The organism is Mesorhizobium sp. NZP2298 (genome assembly GCF_013170825.1).
Taxonomy (GTDB): Bacteria; Pseudomonadota; Alphaproteobacteria; order Rhizobiales; family Rhizobiaceae; genus Mesorhizobium.
The window spans coordinates 1,687,670-1,707,692 of record NZ_CP033365.1; the positions used below are offsets into that span (position 1 = coordinate 1,687,670).

A 20,023-nucleotide genomic window follows, 5' to 3' on the forward strand; every position below is an offset into this window, starting at 1 on the left:
TCCGCGGGTGCAATTGCTCCATCTGTCTGTCTTGACGCAATTCTCCAGGGAAAGCGCTACGCGCCTTTCCCGGAATTGCTCCTGACCGCGAATGGGAGAAAAATCGCATGAATGGTGCCGATGTGCTGTGCGACGTGCTGCTGGCCAATGATGTGACGGTCTGCTTCGCCAATCCCGGCACCTCCGAGATGCATTTCGTTGCCGCGCTCGACCGCAAGCCGGAAATGCGTTGCGTGCTTGGCCTGTTCGAGGGCGTCGTGACGGGGGCGGCCGACGGCTATGCGCGCATGGCCGACCGTCCGGCCGCGACTTTGCTGCACACAGGTCCGGGCCTGGCCAATGGGCTGGCCAACATGCACAATGCGCGCCGTGCGTTCAGCCCGATGATCAATATCGTCGGCGACCATGCCTCCTACCACCTGCCGCTCGACGCGCCGCTGACCAGCGACATCGAAGGCTTGGCGGCGCCGATGTCCAACTGGGTTCGTCGCATCACGGGACCAGCCGATGTCCAATCGGCCACGGAGGCGGCTTTTCACGCCTCGCTCACCCCGCCGGGCGTCACGACGCTGATCCTGCCGGCGGATGCGGCCTGGGGCGATGCTGCTCTGGCCTCACCGGGCAAGGTCGTCCTTTCACCGCCGCCGGCCGTTGACAAGGACGTCGTCGGCGAGACCGCCGCGGCGATCCGTTCGGCTCCGGGGCGCGTCGGCATGATCGTTCGTGGCCGGGCGGCGCGGACCGATGCGCTGGAGCTCGCCGGCCAGATCTCGACGGCTTGCGATGTGCGCCTGTTCAGCGAGGTGCTGGTCGCACGGATGCAGCGCGGGCGTGGGCGTGTCGCGCCGACCCGCATCCCCTATCCAATCGACGCGGCGACGGCGTTGCTGAGTGACATCGACGTTTTGGTGCTGGTCGGCGGCAAGGAGCCGGTCGCCTTCTTCGCCTATCCAGGGAAACCGGGCCGGCTTGTGCGTGACGATTGTCGGGTTTTGACGCTCGCGGCCCATGGGCAGGATCTGTTTGCGGCGCTGGAAGCGCTTCGCGACGAACTCGGCGTCAAACCATCGCAATGGACTGACTTCGCAACCGCCTTTCCCGACGAGGCAGCGCCGCGCGGCCAGCTTACGGAAGACGCCATCGCGCTATCGGTGGCGCGCAAGCTTCCGGCGGAGGCAATCATTTGCGACGAAGCGGTCACCTCGGCGCGGCGTTTCTTCGCGCTGTCGGCCTTTGCCGCTCCGCACGACTACATGATGGGCACCGGCGGATCGATCGGCGGCGGCATTCCGATGGCCACGGGAGCTGCGATCGCCTGTCCCGACCGCAAGGTGATCAATCTGGAGGCTGATGGCAGCGGCATGTACACGGTACAGGGGCTGTGGACGCAGGCGCGGGAAAATCTCGACGTGGTGACGATCGTCTTTTCCAACCGCACCTACGCGATCCTGCATGGCGAGATGAAGAATGTCGGCGTCAATGCGATCGGCGAGAACGCCAGGCGCATGCTCGACCTCGACCATCCCGCGCTGGACTGGGTGTCGCTGGCCAAGGGCATGGGGGTAGAGGCGGCGCGCGCCGACACCTGCGAGCGGTTCGATGCGCTTCTGGACAGCGCCCTGTCGCGGCGCGGCCCGTTCCTGATCGAAGCGGTGATCTGACCGTCCAACCAACGGGCGAGCGGGGCTGACCTACCAGCGCGTCTTTTCGCCAGGGGCCGCCGGTTCGATCGCCAGCGCGTGCACGCCGGCTTTCAGTTCGTCGGCCAGCAGTTCATTGACGGCGCGGTGGCGGTCGATGCGGCTCATGCCGGCAAAGGCGGCTGAGACGACGCGGACGCGAAAATGCGTCTCGCCGGTGCCGTCATAGGTGCCATGATGGTCGGAGCCGTGGTGGTGGTGGCCCGCGTGGAGATGGCTTTCGTTGATGATGACCAGCCGGTCGGGCGAAAATGCCCTGTTGAGCTTGTCTTCCATGGTCGCCTGTATGGACATCGCCGTCTCCGTTCACCACATATGGTTGGCGTACCAGCGTGAAAACCGGAAGCCGGTTTCACAAGGGGCCTGCTGTTTCGCAACAAAATCCGCCATTCGCCTGCTTTATGCCGCGATTCAGCGGTTAGGGCGATGATCGCGAAAATGTCAATTCTTGTTTCGCATCTGCGAACGCCCCATAAATGGGTGAGATGAAGCCGTACCCCAAATATTTCGAGAAGATTCGCATCCGCCCGGAGAAGGACGCGGAGCTGAAGTCGCACTCGCCGATCTGCCAGTGGGACGGCTGCAAGGAGCCGGGCACCCATCGCGCCCCGGTGGGGCGCATGAAGGAGGGCGAGTATTTCCGCTTCTGCTTCGACCATGTGCGCGAGTACAATAAGGGTTTCAACTATTTCTCCGGCGTGCCGGATACCGAGGTGGCGCGCTTCCAGAAGGAAGCGATGACCGGCCACCGGCCGACCTGGAAGATGGGCGTCAACGGCGCCTCGACGCGTTCGTCGCCCGATATGGCGCAGATGCGCTCCGGCCGCGCCGGCTACTACAACCGCATGCGCGACCCGTTCGACCTGTTCAAGGGACCGAAGGATCCGCGCGAGGCGCGCGAGCGCAAGGCCAAGCCGCTTGAGGCCAAGGCGCTGGAAACGCTTGGCCTTGATACAAAGGCGACTGGCAAGGATATCAAGGCGCGCTATAAGGAACTGGTGAAGCGTCACCATCCGGATGCGAATGGTGGCGATAGAGGTTCGGAAGACCGGTTCCGCGATGTGCTGCAGGCCTATCGCGTGCTCAAACAGGCGGGCCTGTGCTGAGCGACCCTATGGTTTGTGTCGTTTTCCAACTTTCATAAGGTTGGAAAAGGCTTTAAGACCGCCCCCGAACAAAATCGATTGCCGGCGAAACGGGACGTTTCGCCCGTGGAGACGTTGAGAGATATGAACAAGGTCGATCGCGACATCGCCAACCTGCCCGACACGACGGTGTCGGTTAAGGAGAAATTCGGCTTCGACTCCAAGATGGTGGTGCCGGCCTACTCGGTGACATCGGAACATGTTCCTGATATCGATCCGGACTATCTGTTCGACAAGGCGACGACGCTGGCGATCCTTGCCGGCTTTGCCTACAACCGCCGCGTCATGGTGTCGGGCTATCACGGCACCGGCAAGTCGACCCATATCGAACAGGTCGCGGCCCGCCTCAACTGGCCCTGCGTGCGCGTCAACCTCGACAGCCATGTCAGCCGTATCGATCTCGTCGGCAAGGACGCGATCGTCGTCAAGGACGGGCTGCAGGTCACCGAATTCCGCGACGGCATCCTGCCCTGGGCCTACCAGCACAATGTCGCGCTCTGCTTCGACGAATATGACGCAGGCCGCCCGGACGTGATGTTCGTCATCCAGCGCGTGCTGGAATCCTCGGGCCGGCTGACGCTGCTCGACCAGAGCCGGGTCATCCGTCCGCATCCGGCGTTCCGGTTGTTTTCGACCGCCAACACGGTCGGGCTCGGCGACACCACCGGCCTCTATCACGGCACCCAGCAGATCAACCAGGCGCAGATGGATCGCTGGTCGATCGTCACCACGCTGAACTATCTGCCGCACGACAATGAAGTCGCCATCGTTCTGGCCAAGGCCAAGCACTATCGCGACAACAAGGGCAAGGACATCGTCAACAAGATGGTGCGCGTTGCCGACATGACGCGCTCGGCCTTCATCAATGGCGATCTGTCGACCGTGATGAGCCCGCGTACGGTCATCACCTGGGCCGAGAACGCCGAGATTTTCGGCAATATCGGCATGGCGTTCCGGCTGACCTTCCTCAACAAGTGCGACGAACTCGAGCGCTCGGTGGTGGCCGAATTCTACCAGCGCGCCTTCGGCGAGGATCTGCCCGAGAGCGCCGCCAACGTGGTGCTGGGCTAAGAGCGCGATGCCGGAAGGTCATATGACTTATCCGGCAACATCGTGCTCCAGGGAATAATCGATGGCGGGTCCGGGCGACAACACGCGCAACAAGTCGAAGACGGGTTCTGAAGCCGACAGCTTCAAGCGCGCAGTCACCGTCTGCATGCGTGCCATCGCCGGCGACAAGGACCTGGAAGTCGCTTTCGCCAAGGATAGGCCGGCACTCGCCGGCAGCCGCGCCCGCTTGCCCGAACTGCCAAAGAAGGCGTCGAAGACCGACATCGCCATCACCCGCGGCCTTGGCGATTCCATGGCGCTGAAGCGCGCCTGCCACGATGCGCGCATCCACACCAAGCTGGCGCCGGAAGGCAAGGCCGCCCGCGCCATCTATGACGCGGTCGAGCAGGCCCGCGTCGAGGCGATCGGCAGCCGCGCCATGCAGGGCGTCGCCGACAATATCGGCTCGATGCTGGAGGATAAATACGCCAAGGCCAACCTTGTCGACGTCAAGGACAAGGCCGACGCGCCGATCGAGGAAGCGCTGGCGCTGATGGTGCGCGAGAAGCTGACCGGCCGGCCGGTCCCGAAGAGCGGCGAGCGGCTGGTCGAACTCTGGCGGCCCTGGGTCGAGGAGAAGGCCAAGGCCGACCTCGACGGGCTGTCGGCCAAGCTCGACGACCAGCAGGCCTTCGCCCGCGTCGTGCGCGAAATGCTCGCCTCCATGGAAATGGCCGAGGAACTCGGCGACGACCAGGAGACGGAAGATTCCGAGGACAATGACGACAACCAGCCGCAAGGCGAGGAGCAAAGCGAGGAAGGCGGCGAAGAGGATTCCGGCTCTGAGCAGTCGCAGTCCGAGGATGCCGAGGCTTCGGCCGATGACGAGCAGTCGTCGGAAACCGAAGCCTCCGACGCCACCGCCGACGATCTGTCCGACGATGACGATGCCGATGCCGAGACGCCCGGCGAGGCGCGCCGCAACGACAACCCGTTCGCCAATCTGCCGAAGGAAATCGACTACAAGGTCTACACCACTGCCTTCGACGAGACGGTCGGCGCCGAGGAGCTTTGCGAAGAAGAAGAGCTCGACCGGCTGCGCGCCTTCCTCGACAAGCAGCTTGCCAATCTGTCCGGTGTCGTCGGGCGGCTCGCCAACCGGCTGCAGCGCCGCCTGATGGCGCAGCAGAACCGGTCTTGGGATTTCGACCTGGAAGAAGGCTACCTCGATCCGGCGCGGCTGGTACGCGTCGTCATCGACCCGATGCAGCCGCTGTCCTTCAAGCAGGAACGCGACACCAAATTCCGCGACACGGTGGTGACGCTGGTGCTCGACAATTCGGGCTCGATGCGCGGCCGGCCGATCACGGTCGCCGCCACCTGCGCCGACATTCTGGCGCGCACGCTGGAGCGCTGCGGCGTCTCGGTCGAGATCCTCGGCTTCACCACGCGGGCCTGGAAAGGCGGGCAAGCGCGCGAGAAATGGCTGAAGGACGGCAAGCCGCCGAACCCCGGCCGCCTCAACGATCTACGCCACATCATCTACAAATCCGCCGACCATCCGTGGCGCCGAGCCCGGCGCAATCTCGGCCTGATGATGCGCGAAGGCCTGCTCAAGGAAAACATCGACGGCGAGGCGCTGCTGTGGGCTCACAATCGCCTGATCGCCCGGCCGGAGCAGCGCAAGATCCTGATGATGATTTCGGACGGCGCGCCGGTCGACGATTCGACACTGTCGGTCAATCCGGGCAATTACCTTGAGCGGCACCTGCGCGCCGTCATCGAGCTGATCGAGACGCGCTCGCCGGTGGAATTGCTTGCCATCGGCATCGGCCATGACGTCACGCGCTATTACCGCCGCGCCGTCACCATCGTCGATGCGGAGGAACTGGCCGGCGCCATGACCGAGCAACTGGCCTCGCTGTTTGCCGAAGAAAGCGTACGCGACACGCGGCGCGGCGGCATGCGGCGCGCCGGATGATCCTTTCGCGGGGCGGGTTTCGGCAAACGGTTCTTGCCGCTTGCGCACTCTCCGGCGTGGTGCTTTCGCCAGCGATTGCGGCCGGGCCGGCTTCGGTCGAGCCGGCCGAGGTTTCGGCGAGACCGATAAGCCAATTCAAGATCGGACATGACGAGAAACAGTTCGGTCCGCTGGAATTCGTGGGCGGGCTGGAAATGACCTCGCCATCGCGCGATTTCGGTGCGCTGTCTGCCTTTCGGTTTCTGAAAGGAGGGAGCGATTTCATCGGCGTGGCCGACACCGGCTACTGGTTCTTCGGGACGGTGGCCCGTGATGCCGACGGGCGACCCGTGGCCATCCAGAACTTCCGCATGCAGCAGATGGTCGACCAGAGCGGGCAGCCGATCGACGAGAAATGGGAAGTCGACGCCGAGGGCCTTGCGGTCAAGGATGGCATCGCCACGGTCGGTTTCGAGCGCAACCACCGCGTCTCCCAGTTCAGGATCGACCCGACCAATATGAAGGCGCCATACCGGCAACTCGATTTCCTGGTACCGGCGCGAGAGCTGCGCCAGAACCGCGGCTTCGAGACGGTCACCCATGCCAATGCCAATGGCCAGCACGAGGGCGGTCTGGTCGTGGTCTCGGAAAAGAGCCTGGACAAGGCTGGCAATATCTATGCCGCCATCATCGAAGGGCCGCACAAGGGCGTCTTCACCGTCAAGCGCAACGGCGATTTCGACATCACAGATGGCGCCTTCCTGCCGGACGGCGACCTCTTGCTGCTGGAGCGCAGCTTTTCTATGGCGGGTGGCCTCAAGATGCGCCTGCGGCGCATCTATGGCGAGAGCGTCGCAAAGGGCGCTGTCGCCGACGGGCCGGTGCTGCTGGAAGCCGACATGGGCTACCAGATCGACAATATGGAAGGTCTCGACGTCTGGACCCGCTATGACGGCGCGCTGATGGTGTCGCTGATCTCCGATGACAACCACTCGATCCTGCAGCGCAACCTCTACCTGGAATTTATTCTCCACCAGGATTGAGCCGCAGCTCCAACTGCGAAGCTGAGTTGAGGGTTTTCGACGGCGGGTTCGATTTGGTCTGATCCTTCCCCCACTCCGTCGCTGCTTCGCGGCGAAGCTCGACGGAGTGGGGGTCGACTGTTCACCACGAGCCGTTGGTGGCGATCCAGATGACATGGCGCGCGCCACGCTTGCCGTTGGCGCGCGTGTTGACCTCCTCGACAGCGAAACCCGCCTGCTTGAGCCGCCGCGTGAAACCTGTATCCGGCCCCTGCGACCACACTGCCAATACGCCGCCGGGTTTGAGAGCACTGCGCGCGGCGCCAAGGCCCGCCAGGCTGTAGAGGGCGTCATTGCCCTTGTGAACGATGCCTTCGGGGCCATTGTCGACATCGAGCAGGATGGCGTCCCAGGCTGCGGGCTCGAAGCGTATCAGCTGCCCGACATCGGTCTCCTCTATGGCGACGCGGGGATCGTCGAGGCAATCGCCGAAAACTTCCGCCATCGGGCCACGTGCCCAGGCGACGACCGCCGGCACCAGTTCGGCGACAACGATGCTGGCATCCTTGCCGAGTTCGGCAAGAGCAGCGCGCAGCGTGAAACCCATGCCAAGGCCGCCTATGAGGATCCTCGGCTGCCGATGGCCCGCAATCTTTTGGCAGGACAGTTTCGCCAGCGCTTGCTCGGAGCCGCTGAGGCGGCTGTTCATCAACTCGTTGGTGCCTAGCATGATCGAGAATTCGCTGCCGCGCCGCTTGAGGCGAAGTTCTTGGACACCGTCCCCGGTCTTTGCCGAATCGAGCTGGACCCAGGGTATCACGGGTCTAGGCCGCGACTGCCGGCTGGCTCCATCGAGCAGCGAGCAGCCGGTAGGGGATGAGCGCGACCACGGCAATGATCAATTTCACCGAGAGATCGCCCAGCGCCCAGGAAACCCAGCGCATGGCCTCGATGTGGAAGACGCCCATCAGGGGCGCCGTTTCGAGCGCAAAGCTATCATTGGGGCCAGCAAAGGCGAAGGCGGCCGAGAATGCGACGGTGAAGAAGACCATCGTGTCGAACACCGATCCGACCAGCGTGCCGACGATCGGCGCCCGCCACCAGCTCTGCCTGCGCAGCCGGTTGAACACGGTCACGTCAAGCAATTGCGCGGACAGGAATGCCGCGCCTGAAGCGGCGGCGATGCGCGCCAGCCGGTCAGCGGCGGTCTCGAATTCGATCAGGCCATGGCGGAACAGGAAGGGCGGGACGAGGATCGAGCAGACCACCGCTGTCATGAAGCCGACAAAGACGATCCGGCGCGCCACGGCAGGCCCGTAGCGGCGGTTGGCGAGGTCGGTGACGAGGAACGAGAAGGGATAGGTGAAAGCGCCCCAGGTAAGCAGGTCCGCCAGCGACAGGCCGCCGATCTGGCCCTGCATCGGGAACTGCACGAGGATGTTCGACGCCACGACGACAAGCGCCATGGCGGCCACGAAGGGCAAATATCGCGAGAAGGATGTCATTTTTTTATCCTGGGTAATGGAACCAGCGGAGCATCTGCCCATCGGGCGGTGCTCGCTTCGTAGTCGAGCATCGGATTGTCGAACCTTGCGGATCCATCCGATGCTCCAAGCCAACAAGAGGTTGGCCCGGGCGGTCCCCCGCCTTTATCCGATGTTAGGCAGCGACCTGTTCGGCCAGCTTCTTGGCGATCTGCTTCTTCAGCAGGCGCGCGCGCTGCGACAGTTCCTTGACGTCGGCCTTGGCCAGGAAAGCGTCGAGACCGCCGCGATGTTCGACCGAACGCAGCGCATTGGCCGAGATGCGCAGGCGCACATTCTGGTTCAGTGCTTCCGAAATCAGCGTCACATTGACGAGGTTCGGCAGGAAGCGACGCTTGGTCTTGTTGTTGGCGTGGCTCACATTGTTGCCGGTCTGGACTGCCTTGGCAGTGAGTTCGCAGGTGCGGGACATAATTCTAACCTTCAGTTCTCTCGGGACCTGTCAAACCCTTGTGCCCACGCCGGGTGGCGCGCGGTTCTGGTCAGGCGGCCTTATGGAAAAAGTTGGCGTTCCATAGTTGCATTTCACCGGGGCGTCAAGCTCCGGCTTCGCCACGGAAGCGCGCGGCATTTCATATTAAGGCCGGATTTCACCCTATAAGCGGTCTTATAGGGACATGCCAGACCGGAGTTGCCCGCCTCCGGCCGAAAATCAAGGATCCGATCCCGCCATGCCTCGTTTGTCTCACGCACTTGTTGCCGTGCTTGCCATCGCCTTGCCGTCGGCCGCGTCCGCGGCCTCGCCGCAGTCCTTCAAAGGAGAATATACGGTTTCGTTCCTTGGCCTCTCGATCGCAAGATCGACCTTCTCAAGCCATTACGAGAACGGCGCCTACGCGATCGACGGTACGGTGACGGCGGCCGGTCTCGCCAAGCTGTTCGACGACACGCGGGGTACGATCTCTTCCAAGGGCACGATTTCGGGCCAGAAAATGGTGCCCCAGGCATTTCGTGCCGATTACACCTCCGGCAAGAAGGCGTCCGCGATCGACATCCGCTTTACCAATGGCAACGTGACCTCGACGCAGGTCATCCCGGCGCCCGGCAAGCGTGACCCCAATGCCTGGGTGCCGATCGGTGCCGGCGACTTGGCCGCGGTGCTCGATCCAATGGCGGCGACCGTCATCCATGCCGACAGCCTCGACCAGGTCTGCGGCCGCAAGGTCAAGTTCTATGACGGCGAGATGCGCGCCGACCTGACGCTGACCTACGATTCGAAAGGCACGATCTCGGTCCCGGGCTACAAGGGCGACACCGTCACCTGCCAGATGGGTTTCGAGCCGGTGGCCGGCTATCGCAAGGGACGTAAGGCGCTCAACTATCTCAAGAACAAAAGCCGCATGATGGTGACGTTTGCGCCGCTCGGCCAAACCGGAGTATATGCGCCGATCCACGCCACGGTCGGAACGCAGATCGGCACCTTGACCATCAGCGCCGGGCGTTTCGAAGCGGTACAATAGGCACGCCACCGGAAACAGAGGAGGGCGCGCCACGGGAGAAAAAATGGGGCGCGCAACACTGATCGGCTTTTCGGCGGTCGCCATGTGGGCGCTTTTGGCGCTGCTCACCGACGCATCCGGCAAGGTGCCGCCGTTCCTTTTGTCGGCAATCACCTTCTCGATCGGTACAGGGGTCGGTCTTGTCGCGCGTCTCCTGATTCCGGCGGCCGACAGGAGCCAGAAGATACCACCCCAGGTCTGGGTCATCGGTATTGCCGGCCTGTTCGGCTACCACTTTTTCTATTTCACCGCTTTGCGCAACGCGCCGGCGGTGGAGGCGAGCCTGATCGCCTATCTGTGGCCGCTGCTGATCGTGCTGGGCTCCGCGCTGATGCCGGGTGAAAAACTGGCGTGGAACCATGTCGTCGGCGCGCTGCTCGGCCTGGCCGGCACGGTGCTGATCGTGACCAAGGGTGGCGGGCTGGCCTTCGATGCACGCTATACCTTCGGCTATGCGATGGCCGCCGTCTGCGCCCTGCTGTGGTCGTCCTATTCGCTCCTGTCGCGGCGCTTTCCGTCTGTACCGACCAGCATCGTCACCTGGTTCTGCGCGGCGACCGCCGTGCTGTCGCTCGTTTGCCATCTGGCGCTGGAGCAAACGGACCTGCCGGACGGCGCCGGACAGTGGCTGGCGGTGCTTGGCCTTGGCCTGATGCCGGTGGGGGCTGCCTTCTATGCCTGGGACATCGGCGTCAAGCGCGGCAATATCCAGGTGCTGGGCGCGGCGAGCTATGCGGCGCCGCTGCTGTCGACGCTGATGCTGATTGCGGCCGGCGTCGCCGAGCCATCGCTGCGCATTCTCGCGGCCTGCGTGCTGATCACCGGCGGTGCGGCCCTGGCGGCGAAGTCGCTGTTCCTGCGCAAGCCGGCCGCGGCTGAGGGCGAGGCCGGGGCATCCGAAAGCGGAGCCGGGGCATGACGATGCCGTTTGCCGGCGGCATCGATGCCAACGCCAATGCAACGCTGATCTTTTCTTTGGTGGCGGCGGCGATCTACGCCTTCTCGTCAGGCATGGCGCCGACGCTCGCCCGCTCGGCGGCAAAGACGCTCGCCGTCGCGATGCTTGCCGTGCTGGCGGCGCTGCAAGGTGGCCCACTGCTGCTGGTCGCCGCTCTTGCGCTGAGCGCCATTGGCGACGCGTTCCTGTCGCGCGACGGCGACAAGGCGTTTCTCGGCGGTTTGGCCAGCTTTCTCGTCGCCCACATCGTCTATATCGCGCTGTTCCTGCGTAGCGGTGGCGGGTTGGCGCTGCTTGGCGCAGAATCCTGGCGCGGGGCGATTGCCCTGGCATTGGCGGTATTCGTGATCGTCATGCTGGCCGCGCTCTGGCGCCGCGTCGGCCCTAGCCTGCGTGTTCCGATCACCTGTTATGTCGTGGCGATCCTGGCGATGGGCATGGCGGCACTGACGACAAGCAATGCCTGGGTCATCGGCGGCGCAGTGCTGTTCATGGCATCGGACGGGCTGCTGGCCACGGAGAAATTCCTGGTCGCGGCCATCTCGCCACATCGCGGCTGGATGCGTTTCGCCGTCTGGGTCTTGTACTACGCTGCCCAGCTCGCGATCACGCTTGGTTTCCTGCTGGGCTAGGCTGCCAGCCCGGCGCTGCCAGTTCGAAGGCGGCGAAATCAAACCCCGGCGCGACGGTGCAGCCGACCAGCGTCCAGTCGCCCAGGCTGCGCGCCGATTGCCACCAGCCTGCCGGCACGACGATCTGCGGCCGTTCGCCCGCCGCGAGTTCGATGCCCAGCACCTGCTCGATCACGGCTGCGCCTTCTTCCCACATCGACAGCGCCAGCGGCGCGCCGGCGTGGAAATGCCAGACCTCGGCGGCGTCCCTGACCCGATGCCATGCCGAAAGCTGGTGCTGTTCCAAAAGGAAGTAGATCGCGGTCGAATGGCCACGCGCACCGCCGGCTTCGTCGCGAAATGTCTCCGCGTACCAGCCGCCTTCCGGATGCGGCTTCAGACCAAGCAAAGCGATGATTTCCGCGGAACTCGTCATGGGGTCGACGATACCACCAGGCTCAGAAATTGTCCTTGCGCTTGCGGATCTCGGCGAACACCTCGGCATCCCCGGCCTTTTCCATGCCGAGATGCTTGCGGATCGCCGGATCGTGCCAGCGCAGGAAGGGATTGGTCGACAATTCCTCGCCGATCGTCGTTGGCAGTGTCGGCTTGTTGTCGCTCCGCAGCGCCTCGATCCTGCCGGCGCGCTCCTTCAAGGCCGAGTTGGTGGGATCGACGGTCAGCGCGAAACGGGCGTTGGCGAGCGTATACTCGTGGCCGCAATAGATTGTCGTCGCGGCGGGAAGCGCGGCCAGTTTCTTCAGAGAATCATACATCACCGGCGGTTTGCATTCGAACAGCCGTCCACAGCCGAGCGCGAACAGCGTATCGGCGGTGAACGCCACCTGCGATGCCGGCAGATGATAGGAGACGTGCCCGGCGGTATGGCCGGGGGTGGCGATCACCTCGATGCGCTCATCGCCGAGATGGAGGACGGAGCCTTCCTCGACCGTCTCGTCAATGCCGGGAATCTTGGCCTTTTCCGCTTCCGGGCCGACGATGCGCAGCTTGAAGCGCTCCTTCAGCGCCAGATTCGCCTCGACGTGATCCATATGATGATGCGTGGTCAGGATCATCGTCGGTGTCCAGCCGGTGCGCTTGATCGCGGCCAGGATCGGCGCCTCCTCGGGCGCGTCGATGATCGCGGTCTGACCGCTCTTGGGGTCATGCACCAGCACACCGAAATTGTCGGTGCGGCACATGAACTGTTCGATTTCGATCGCCATCGCGTCTCTCCATTTGTCGCCGCAGACATAGGGCGCCAGAGGGCGGATGTCATCTAGGGGTGACGAATGTCATCCCCGGGAAGACCAATGTCATCCGGGGGATGTGCCGGCCCCCCTCAGGACCCTTTGTTGAAACCTGCCGATATCACGGCTACATCCCTGACATGCATTCCGACATCGTCGACCTTCGCTCGTTCTACTCGACAACGCTCGGCCGGTTCGCCGAACGCTCGATCACCATGGCGCTGTCCTCGATATGGGCTGCCGTGCCAAACGAACGCTTGGTCGGTCTCGGCTATACCTTGCCCTGGTTGGAGCGTTTCGGCTCTGACGCCGAGCGGGTCTTCGCCTTCATGCCGGCGACGCAGGGCGCCGTGGTCTGGCCGGCAACAGGGCCGACGGCGACCGCGCTGGTCTTCGACGAGGAACTGCCGCTGGTCGATTCCTGTATCGACCGCATGTTGCTCGTCCATTCGCTCGAACATGTCGAAAACCCGCGCGAGACGCTGAACGAGATCTGGCGGGTGCTGTCGCCCGCCGGGCGTGTCGTCATAGTCGTGCCGAACCGGCGCGGGGTCTGGGCGCGCTTCGAGCACACGCCGTTCGGCAATGGCCGGCCTTTCTCGCGCGGACAACTGACGGAACTGCTGCGCGAGGCGAATTTCACGCCCGCGGCGTGGTCGGATGCGTTGTTCTTCCCGCCATCGCGGCGACGCTTCATGATGCGCTTCCACAACGTGCTGGAGCGCTTCGGCCGGCGGCTGTGGCCGATCTTTTCCGGTGTCATCGTCGTCGAGGCGCAGAAGCGGCTCTACCAGGGCGTGCCGGTGGTCCAGCGCGCGTCTCGCCGCGTCTTCGTGCCGGTGCTGTCGCCGCATGGCGCGACACGGCTCGGCCGCCGGGCAGACGCCGGAGGCGCGGCACCGTCGACTCGCCAGGTGAAACCTTCGTGATCGGTGCGGAAACTCTCCCCGCGCGGCATTTTTCCGACCTATCTGTCGTGCACGGGCGGCGGCCGTCGGCCCTCTTCATCCGGTTTCAGCATCGCATCTGAGCGCAAGGACTTCTGATATGGCTGATCAACTGGACAATCAGGCCACCGTTCAGCCGGTCGCCGTGGCCAGCAGCCTGCGTGATCAGGTCGCGACGATCAAGCAAGCGCTGGTGGTGTCGCCGGTTCGCAAGTGGTTGCTGTGGACATCGGTCGGCATCATGGCCGTCATCGTCGCGACATCGATCGGCCAGGTCCTGCTCAATCGCTGGAACCAGCCTTTCTACGATGCGTTGGCGCGCCGCGACATGGCGGCCTTCCTGCACCAGCTCCTTGTCTTTGCCGTGATCGCCGGTGGGCTGCTGGTGCTCAATATCGGCCAGACCTGGCTCAACCAGATGATCCGGCTGAAGCTGCGCGAGGCGCTGACGCTGGACCTGATCGACCAGTGGATGCGGCCGGCGCGCGCCTTCCGCCTGGCCAATGCCGGCGCCATCGGCGTCAATCCGGATCAGCGCATGCAGCAGGACGCGGCGCATCTGTCGGACCTGTCGACGGACCTCGGCGTCGGGCTCCTGCAGTCGCTCATCCTGCTCGTGTCGTTCGTTGGTGTGCTGTGGGAACTGTCTTCGGGTTTCGTCTTCCACGTCAACGGCTGGTCGCTGGCCATACCGGGCTACATGGTCTGGGCCGCGTTCCTCTACGCCGGCACCGCCTCCTGGCTGAGCTGGCTGGTCGGGCGCCCGCTCATCAGCCTGAACAGCGACCGCTACACGCGCGAAGCGGAGCTGCGCTCCTCGATGGTGCGCGTCAACGAGAATGTCGATGCCATCGCGCTCTACCATGGCGAGGAGGATGCCAGGCGACGGCTCGAACTCGACCTCGGCACGGTGCTGGGCGCCATGCGGCGCATCTATACCGCCCAGATCAACCTGTCCTGGGTAACCGATACCTATGGCTGGATCACCGTCGTGGCACCGATCCTGGTCGCCTCGCCTGTCTATTTCTCGGGCGATATCAGCTTCGGCGGGCTGATGATGGCGGTCGGCGCCTTCAACCAGGTCCACTCGTCGTTGCGCTGGTTCATCAACAATATCGGCAGCATCGCCGACTGGCGCGCCACGCTGATGCGCGTCGCCGATTTCCGCATCGCGCTCAATGAAACCGATGTGCTGCACGACACCGAAAAGCGCATCACCTTCGACCAAAACGCCAATGGCAGCCTGACCTTCGAGAAGCTCGAAGTGGCCTCGCCGGAGGGCTGCACAAAACTCTCCGACGAACATGTCGAAATCCGCGCCGGCGAGCGCGTCATGATCACCGGCGAGCCAGGCGCCGGCAAGACGCTATTCTTCCGCGCCATCGCCGGGCTTTGGCCCTGGGGCAGCGGAAAGATCGGCCTGCCGGAGGGAGAAACCCTCATCTTCGTGCCACGTGTCCCGTATTTGCCCACCGGCACCCTGCGCGAGGTGCTCAATCATGCGAACGGGCATGCGCCCGCGAGCGATGCCGACATGTCGGCGATGTTGGCCGAGGTTGGTCTTGAACGGCTGTCGTCGTCGCTCGACCGTGTCGGGCGGTGGGACCATGAGTTGGGTGATGACGAACAGCGCTTGCTGGGCGTGGCCAGGCTCGCCCTGCGGCGGCCGAAATGGGTGATCATCGACGAAGCGATGGATGCGTTCGATGGACCCGCGCTACGCCGCGTGCTGGCGATGCTGGAAAAGCATCTGACGGGAGCCACGATCATCAATATCGGGCGCGGCCAGCACAACAACCAGTTCTTTCCGCGCGGTTTGACGATCGTGAAGGATTCCGGTGCGCCGGCGCTGAAGCCCGCCCGCGTCAGGGCCGGCGCCATCGATCCGCCACCCGCCGTCCGCCGCAAGAAGTAGGCTGTTTCTCCGGTTGCGTGCGCAAAACCTTATTTTGCCGTGATCGCGATGGAAGATTTCCCGGGGAAACAACCCTGGCGCCGCCATGTTTGATGCTCTTCTGATTGCCTGTCTCACCTGCGCGCAGGCTGCCCCCATTGCCTCGCCACCGGCGCTGGCCGTCGACGTCGAACTGGTCCTGGCGGTCGACATCTCGTTGTCGATGGACGAGAAGGAGTTCGCGTTGCAACGCGCCGGCTATGTCGAGGCACTGCGGCATCCCGACTTCATCCAGGCCGTCCGTTCCGGCAATACGGGCCGCATCGCGCTCGCCTATTTCGAATGGGCGGGCACCGTGCGCGATGACGCGATCATCGGCTGGCAGATCATCGACGGCGCGCAAAGCGCCAACAGCTTTGCCGACAAGGTGGCGGCGCGCCCGTTCCGGAGTTTTCGCGGCACTTCGATTTCCACCGCGCTTGCCTTCGGTGCCGGGCTTTTCGACAGGACGAACTTCGCCGGCGAACGCAGCGTCATCGATATATCCGGCGATGGTCCCAACAATATCGGGCCGCCGGTCACCGCGACGCGCGACGCGGCCATCGCCAAAGGCATCGTCATCAACGGCCTGCCGATCCTGATCAACCCGTCGCCGACTTTCAGCCATCTCGACCAATATTATGCGCAGTGCGTCACCGGCGGGCCCGGCTCCTTCGTGCTGCCGATCCATGCGGCCGCCGAATTTTCCACCGCCATCCGACGCAAGCTGATCCTCGAAGTGAGCGGTATTCAAGACAAGGCCGAGATCATTCCCGTCGACACGGACGCGCCGATCGACTGCCTGAAGGGCGAACGGGACAGGCGGTTCCTGTCGGATCCCTATTTCCCGGAACTCGACCGGTAGGTCTGGCGGCACCTAAGCCGGCCGGGCGCCGAACCGGTTGCGAAACTCATTGTAGAGATTGCGGCGCCAACGCCGGCCATGGCTCGGGCATCTACCCGGACGAAGTCATGTCCGCTTTCTTGCAACTGGCTGGTGAGCAAGGTGCGCACGGACAATTCCCAATCCGATGTGGTGTTCGCCGACGGTGTCGAGCATCCGCACAAGGCCACGGATGTCCTGGGCTAGACGTTCCGTGCCTTACCGCTTCAGCAAGAACACCGCTTGCTGGCCGAAGAAATTCCAGAACCACCAGGGCATCGACAGGCCGATCTTCTGGCCGGCGGCGTCGAGCGCGGTCGCCTTTTCCACCGTCGCGCCAAGCTCATCGCACAGGTTGACGAAGTCGCGGATGGTGCAGAAGTGGATGTTGGGCGTGTCGTACCAGGAGTAGGGCAGGTCCTGGGTCACTGGCATGCGGCCCTTGATGAAGAGCGACAGGCGTACCCGCCAATGGCCGAAATTGGGGAAAGAGACGATCGCCCTGTTGCCGATCCTGAGCAGTTCGTCGAGCACCAGCTTCGGGTTGCGGGTCGCCTGCAAGGTCTGCGACAGGACGACGAAGTCAAAACCCTTGTCGGGATAGAATTCGAGATCCTTGTCGGCATCGCCCTGGATGACAGAGAGGCCGCGCGCCACGCATTCGTTGACGCCGCGCTGCGACAGTTCAAGCCCGCGGCCGTCGACCTGCTTGGTTTCCTGCAGCAATTCAAGCAAGGAGCCGTCGCCCGAACCGACGTCGAGCACGCGCGACCGTGGCGGGATGAGGTTGGCGACGACCTCGAGGTCGACGCGCTGGCTGCCGTTGACGCTCATGATGTCGCCTCCTGTGTGGCGCATGATCCCGATCCTGAAAGTCTGCAACTTTGCGGGGTCATGCGCTCAGCCCTCTTGCGCGGGCCGCCGAGCCGATGAAGCCGTTGATGGCGGCGAACAGTTCCGGCTCGTCGAGCAGGAAGGCGTCGTGGCCGCGATCGGTCTCGATCTCGACGAAGGACACCGAGGCGCCGGCGGCGTTGAGCGCGTGCACGATGGAGCGGCTCTCCTCGGTCGGAAACAGCCAGTCCGAAGTGAACGACACCAGGCAGAAACGGGTCTTGGTGCCGGCAAAGGCATCCGCCAGCCTGCCGCCATGATCGGCGGCGAGGTCGAAATAGTCCATCGACCGCGTCATGTAGAGATAGGAGTTGGCGTCGAAGCGGTCGACGAAGGTCATGCCCTGGTGGCGCAGATAGCTTTCGATCTGGAAGTCGGCGTCGAAGCCGAAAGTCAGGTGGTCGCGATCCTGCAAATTGCGGCCGAATTTTCGATGCAGCGCGGCTTCCGACAGATAGGTGATGTGGGCCGCCATGCGCGCCACCGCCAGGCCCTTTTCCGGGCGCTTGCCATGCTCGAAATATTTGCCGCCATGCCAATCCGGATCTGCCATGACGGCCTGCCGGCCAACTTCATGGAAGGCGATGTTCTGCGAGGAATGGCGGGCACCCGTGGCGATCGGCAGCGCTGAAAAGACACGCTCGGGATAGCTCGACGCCCATTCCAGCACCTGCATGCCGCCCATCGAGCCGCCGAGCACGCAGAACAGTTTCTCGATGCCGAAATGATCGACCAGCATCTGCTGCGCGCGCACCATGTCACGGATGGTGATGACCGGTAGGTCGAGCCCATAGGGCTTGCCGGTGGCGGGATTGGTCGAGGCGGGGCCGGTGGAGCCGAGGCAGCCGCCGATGACATTGGAGCAGATGACGAAGAAGCGGTTGGTGTCGATGATCTTGCCGGGGCCGATCAGCACTTCCCACCAGCCCGGCTTGCCGGTTACCGGGTTGGTGTTGGCGACATGCTGGTCGCCGGTCAGCGCATGGCAGACGAGAATGGCATTGGAGCGGGCATCGTTCAGCGTGCCATAGGTCTGGTAGGCGATCTGGAATGGCGACAAAAGCGTGCCGGCGTCGAGCTTGAGCGGCTTATTGGGCCCGAAGCGCAACACCGGGCTCGACGGCTGGTCGGCCTCGTTGTTGGTCTTTCCTGCGCGCAGAGCGGCCATTCACGTACTCACTTGCTGCATCGTGCCCGACGAAAAATCGCCGCCGACGCGTTTTGTCCGGCCGGCCGCGGACAATAAAAAACCGGCATTGCCTTCGCAAAGCCGGTTACGTCACGCAAACGGCCCTTTAGCGAATTGTTTAACGTGGCTGCAAGCCGACCGGCCAAATCACCACGGAACTGTCATTGTCCTTCTAGAACTCGCCCGCCTCGCCGTCAATGCCGGAGGCTGTGCCGGCGCTGGCCCCACCGCCGCCTCTCGACATTGCCGTCCATGGCTTGTATTTCCGCTGCGGCCTCCGGATGGAGGCATTTTCGACGGATTTTGCAAAAATGAACCACACACCGGATCAGGCACGTCCAACCCCGCGCGCGGGCATCATGGACATAGACGCCTACGTGCCCGGCAAGAGCACGGCGCCGGCCGGTGTCGCCAAGGTCTACAAGCTGTCGTCGAACGAGAACCCGCTCGGCCCCTCACCTAAGGCGATCGAAGCCGCGCGTGAGGTTGCCGCCAAACTCGACATCTATCCCGACGGTACCGCCAAACGGCTGCGCGAGGCGATCGCCGAGGTGCATGGGCTCAATGCGCAGAATATCATCTGCTCGAACGGTTCCGACGAGATTCTGGGCCTGCTGGCACAAACCTATCTCGCGCCCGGTGACGAAGCGATTTTCACCGAACATGCATTCATGGTCTACAAGATCTACATCCAGTCTGCCGGCGCCGCGCCGATCGCGGTCAAGGAGACCGACGAGCGTGCCGATATCGATGCGATGCTGGCCGCCGTCACGCCACGCACGAAAATCGTCTTCCTCGCCAATCCCAACAATCCGACCGGCACCTATGTGCCGTTCCAGGAGGTGCGCCGCCTGCATGCCGGCCTGCCGCGAAACGTGCTGCTGGTGCTCGACGCGGCCTATGCCGAATATGTCCGCCGCAACGATTATGAAGCCGGCATCGAGCTGGTCGGCAGCGCCGAGAACGTGGTGATGACGCGTACCTTCTCCAAGATCGGCCTTGGCGGGGCGCGGATCGGCTGGATGTACGGGCCGATGCACATCGTCGACGCCATCAATCGCGTGCGCGGCCCCTTCAACGTCAATGCGACGGCGATCGAGGCTGGCATCGCCGCGATCCGCGACCGCGCCCATGTCGAGCGCAGCGTGGCGCACAACGAGACCTGGCTCACCTGGCTGACCGCAGAGATGACCGGGCTCGGACTGCGGGTGACGCCCAGCGTCGGCAATTTCCTCCTCATCCATTTTCCCGACGACCAGAAGCATTCAGCGGCGGCGGCGGACGATTACCTGACCGCGCGCGGCTATATATTGCGGCGTGTTTCCGGCTACGGCTTCCCCAACGCGCTGCGCATGACCGTTGGCACAGAAGAGGCCAATCGCGGCGTCGTCGCCGCGCTCGCGACATTCCTGAAAAGCTAGAACGCCCGAAAGCTGTA

At 63.7% G+C, this 20,023-nt stretch carries 20 protein-coding genes, 1 pseudogene and 1 riboswitch; of the genes and pseudogenes, 13 read left to right on the forward strand and 8 right to left on the reverse strand.

From position 1 onward, the window contains the following. Positions 1–107 precede the first annotated feature (107 nt). The gene (locus EB231_RS08200) at positions 108–1,661 is read left to right on the forward strand and encodes an acetolactate synthase large subunit (RefSeq protein WP_172348369.1); all 1,554 of its coding nucleotides are present in this window, start codon (positions 108–110) and stop codon (positions 1,659–1,661) included. A gap of 30 nt (positions 1,662–1,691) precedes the next feature. Here the strand turns inward: EB231_RS08200 and EB231_RS08205 are convergent, their stop codons facing one another. Next, positions 1,692–1,994 (reverse strand): BolA family protein, encoded by a 303-nt coding sequence (locus tag EB231_RS08205; RefSeq protein WP_172348370.1) that lies wholly within the window; start codon positions 1,992–1,994, stop codon positions 1,692–1,694. Between the two features lie 182 nt (positions 1,995–2,176). On the opposite strand from EB231_RS08205, the gene EB231_RS08210 reads away from it, so the two are divergent. The 4 genes from EB231_RS08210 (at position 2,177) to EB231_RS08225 (ending at position 6,898) form a co-directional block, all read left to right on the forward strand. Continuing rightward, complete coding sequence (locus EB231_RS08210; protein WP_019861454.1) at positions 2,177–2,806, forward strand: J domain-containing protein; 630 nt, start codon at positions 2,177–2,179, stop codon at positions 2,804–2,806. A gap of 123 nt (positions 2,807–2,929) precedes the next feature. Beyond that, the gene (gene cobS / locus EB231_RS08215) at positions 2,930–3,916 is read left to right on the forward strand and encodes a cobaltochelatase subunit CobS (RefSeq protein ID WP_172348371.1); all 987 of its coding nucleotides are present in this window, start codon (positions 2,930–2,932) and stop codon (positions 3,914–3,916) included. A 61-nt stretch (positions 3,917–3,977) separates the two neighbouring features. Beyond that, positions 3,978–5,876 carry a cobaltochelatase subunit CobT gene (gene cobT / locus EB231_RS08220; RefSeq protein ID WP_172348372.1) on the forward strand — a complete coding sequence of 633 codons (1,899 nt, stop codon included), beginning with the start codon at positions 3,978–3,980 and terminating at the stop codon, positions 5,874–5,876. After that, positions 5,873–6,898 carry an esterase-like activity of phytase family protein gene (locus EB231_RS08225; protein WP_172348373.1) on the forward strand — a complete coding sequence of 342 codons (1,026 nt, stop codon included), beginning with the start codon at positions 5,873–5,875 and terminating at the stop codon, positions 6,896–6,898. Before cobT ends, EB231_RS08225 begins: the two co-directional genes overlap by 4 nt. A 121-nt stretch (positions 6,899–7,019) precedes the next feature. On the opposite strand, the gene EB231_RS08230 is transcribed toward EB231_RS08225, so the two are convergent. The 3 genes from EB231_RS08230 to rpmB all read right to left on the reverse strand — a co-directional run bounded on the left by EB231_RS08230 (position 7,020) and on the right by rpmB (position 8,833). Then, positions 7,020–7,697, reverse strand: coding sequence for a spermidine synthase (locus EB231_RS08230; RefSeq protein ID WP_172348374.1), 678 nt, complete (start codon positions 7,695–7,697; stop codon positions 7,020–7,022). 4 nt (positions 7,698–7,701) lie between these two features. Then, positions 7,702–8,382, reverse strand: coding sequence for a queuosine precursor transporter (locus EB231_RS08235; protein WP_172348375.1), 681 nt, complete (start codon positions 8,380–8,382; stop codon positions 7,702–7,704). Between the two features lie 154 nt (positions 8,383–8,536). After that, on the reverse strand, positions 8,537–8,833 hold the full coding sequence (gene rpmB, locus EB231_RS08240) for a 50S ribosomal protein L28 (protein WP_010911765.1): 297 nt from the start codon (positions 8,831–8,833) through the stop codon (positions 8,537–8,539). Between the two features lie 259 nt (positions 8,834–9,092). Here rpmB and EB231_RS08245 point away from each other — a divergent pair, with 259 nt between their 5' ends. From EB231_RS08245 to EB231_RS08255, 3 genes are read left to right on the forward strand one after another with little or no spacing between them, the layout of a single operon-like run. Next, complete coding sequence (locus EB231_RS08245) at positions 9,093–9,881, forward strand: DUF3108 domain-containing protein (protein WP_172348376.1); 789 nt, start codon at positions 9,093–9,095, stop codon at positions 9,879–9,881. Positions 9,882–9,924: 43 nt separating this feature from the next. Beyond that, complete coding sequence (gene yddG / locus EB231_RS08250; RefSeq protein WP_172348377.1) at positions 9,925–10,839, forward strand: aromatic amino acid exporter YddG; 915 nt, start codon at positions 9,925–9,927, stop codon at positions 10,837–10,839. Next, complete coding sequence (locus EB231_RS08255; RefSeq protein WP_172348378.1) at positions 10,836–11,510, forward strand: lysoplasmalogenase; 675 nt, start codon at positions 10,836–10,838, stop codon at positions 11,508–11,510. The genes yddG and EB231_RS08255 overlap by 4 nt, the downstream gene beginning before the upstream one ends. Here the strand turns inward: EB231_RS08255 and EB231_RS08260 are convergent. Then, positions 11,485–11,925 carry a cupin domain-containing protein gene (locus EB231_RS08260; RefSeq protein WP_172348379.1) on the reverse strand — a complete coding sequence of 147 codons (441 nt, stop codon included), beginning with the start codon at positions 11,923–11,925 and terminating at the stop codon, positions 11,485–11,487. The two genes, EB231_RS08255 and EB231_RS08260, sit on opposite strands and share 26 nt — an antisense overlap. Positions 11,926–11,947: 22 nt before the next feature. Next, positions 11,948–12,715 (reverse strand): hydroxyacylglutathione hydrolase, encoded by a 768-nt coding sequence (gene gloB / locus EB231_RS08265; protein WP_172348380.1) that lies wholly within the window; start codon positions 12,713–12,715, stop codon positions 11,948–11,950. Between the two features lie 164 nt (positions 12,716–12,879). Between gloB and EB231_RS08270 the strand changes: the two genes are divergently transcribed. The 4 genes and pseudogenes from EB231_RS08270 to EB231_RS08285 form a co-directional block, all read left to right on the forward strand. Further along, a complete protein-coding gene (locus tag EB231_RS08270; RefSeq protein WP_172348381.1) occupies positions 12,880–13,668 on the forward strand; it encodes a class I SAM-dependent methyltransferase in 789 nt (262 codons plus the stop codon). 118 nt (positions 13,669–13,786) lie between these two features. Then, positions 13,787–15,601 (forward strand): ABC transporter ATP-binding protein/permease, encoded by a 1,815-nt coding sequence (locus EB231_RS08275; protein ID WP_172348382.1) that lies wholly within the window; start codon positions 13,787–13,789, stop codon positions 15,599–15,601. 85 nt (positions 15,602–15,686) lie between these two features. Then, positions 15,687–16,484 carry a DUF1194 domain-containing protein gene (locus EB231_RS08280; RefSeq protein ID WP_172348383.1) on the forward strand — a complete coding sequence of 266 codons (798 nt, stop codon included), beginning with the start codon at positions 15,687–15,689 and terminating at the stop codon, positions 16,482–16,484. Between the two features lie 141 nt (positions 16,485–16,625). Next, a pseudogene (locus EB231_RS08285) lies at positions 16,626–16,709 on the forward strand (DUF1330 domain-containing protein); the annotation flags it as partial. 12 nt (positions 16,710–16,721) lie between these two features. Here the strand turns inward: EB231_RS08285 and metW are convergent. Together metW and metX are read right to left on the reverse strand one after the other, a co-directional pair. Continuing rightward, entirely contained in the window at positions 16,722–17,336 is a 615-nt protein-coding gene (gene metW / locus EB231_RS08290) for a methionine biosynthesis protein MetW (protein WP_172352844.1), read from the reverse strand. Positions 17,337–17,394: 58 nt separating this feature from the next. Next, entirely contained in the window at positions 17,395–18,564 is a 1,170-nt protein-coding gene (gene metX, locus EB231_RS08295) for a homoserine O-acetyltransferase MetX (protein WP_172348384.1), read from the reverse strand. 107 nt (positions 18,565–18,671) lie between these two features. Further along, a riboswitch (SAM riboswitch) is annotated at positions 18,672–18,749 on the reverse strand. Positions 18,750–18,896: 147 nt separating this feature from the next. Here metX and hisC point away from each other — a divergent pair. Further along, positions 18,897–20,006: a histidinol-phosphate transaminase gene (gene hisC, locus EB231_RS08300; RefSeq protein ID WP_172348385.1), complete on the forward strand. Its 1,110-nt coding sequence runs from the start codon at positions 18,897–18,899 to the stop codon at positions 20,004–20,006. Positions 20,007–20,023 lie beyond the last annotated feature (17 nt).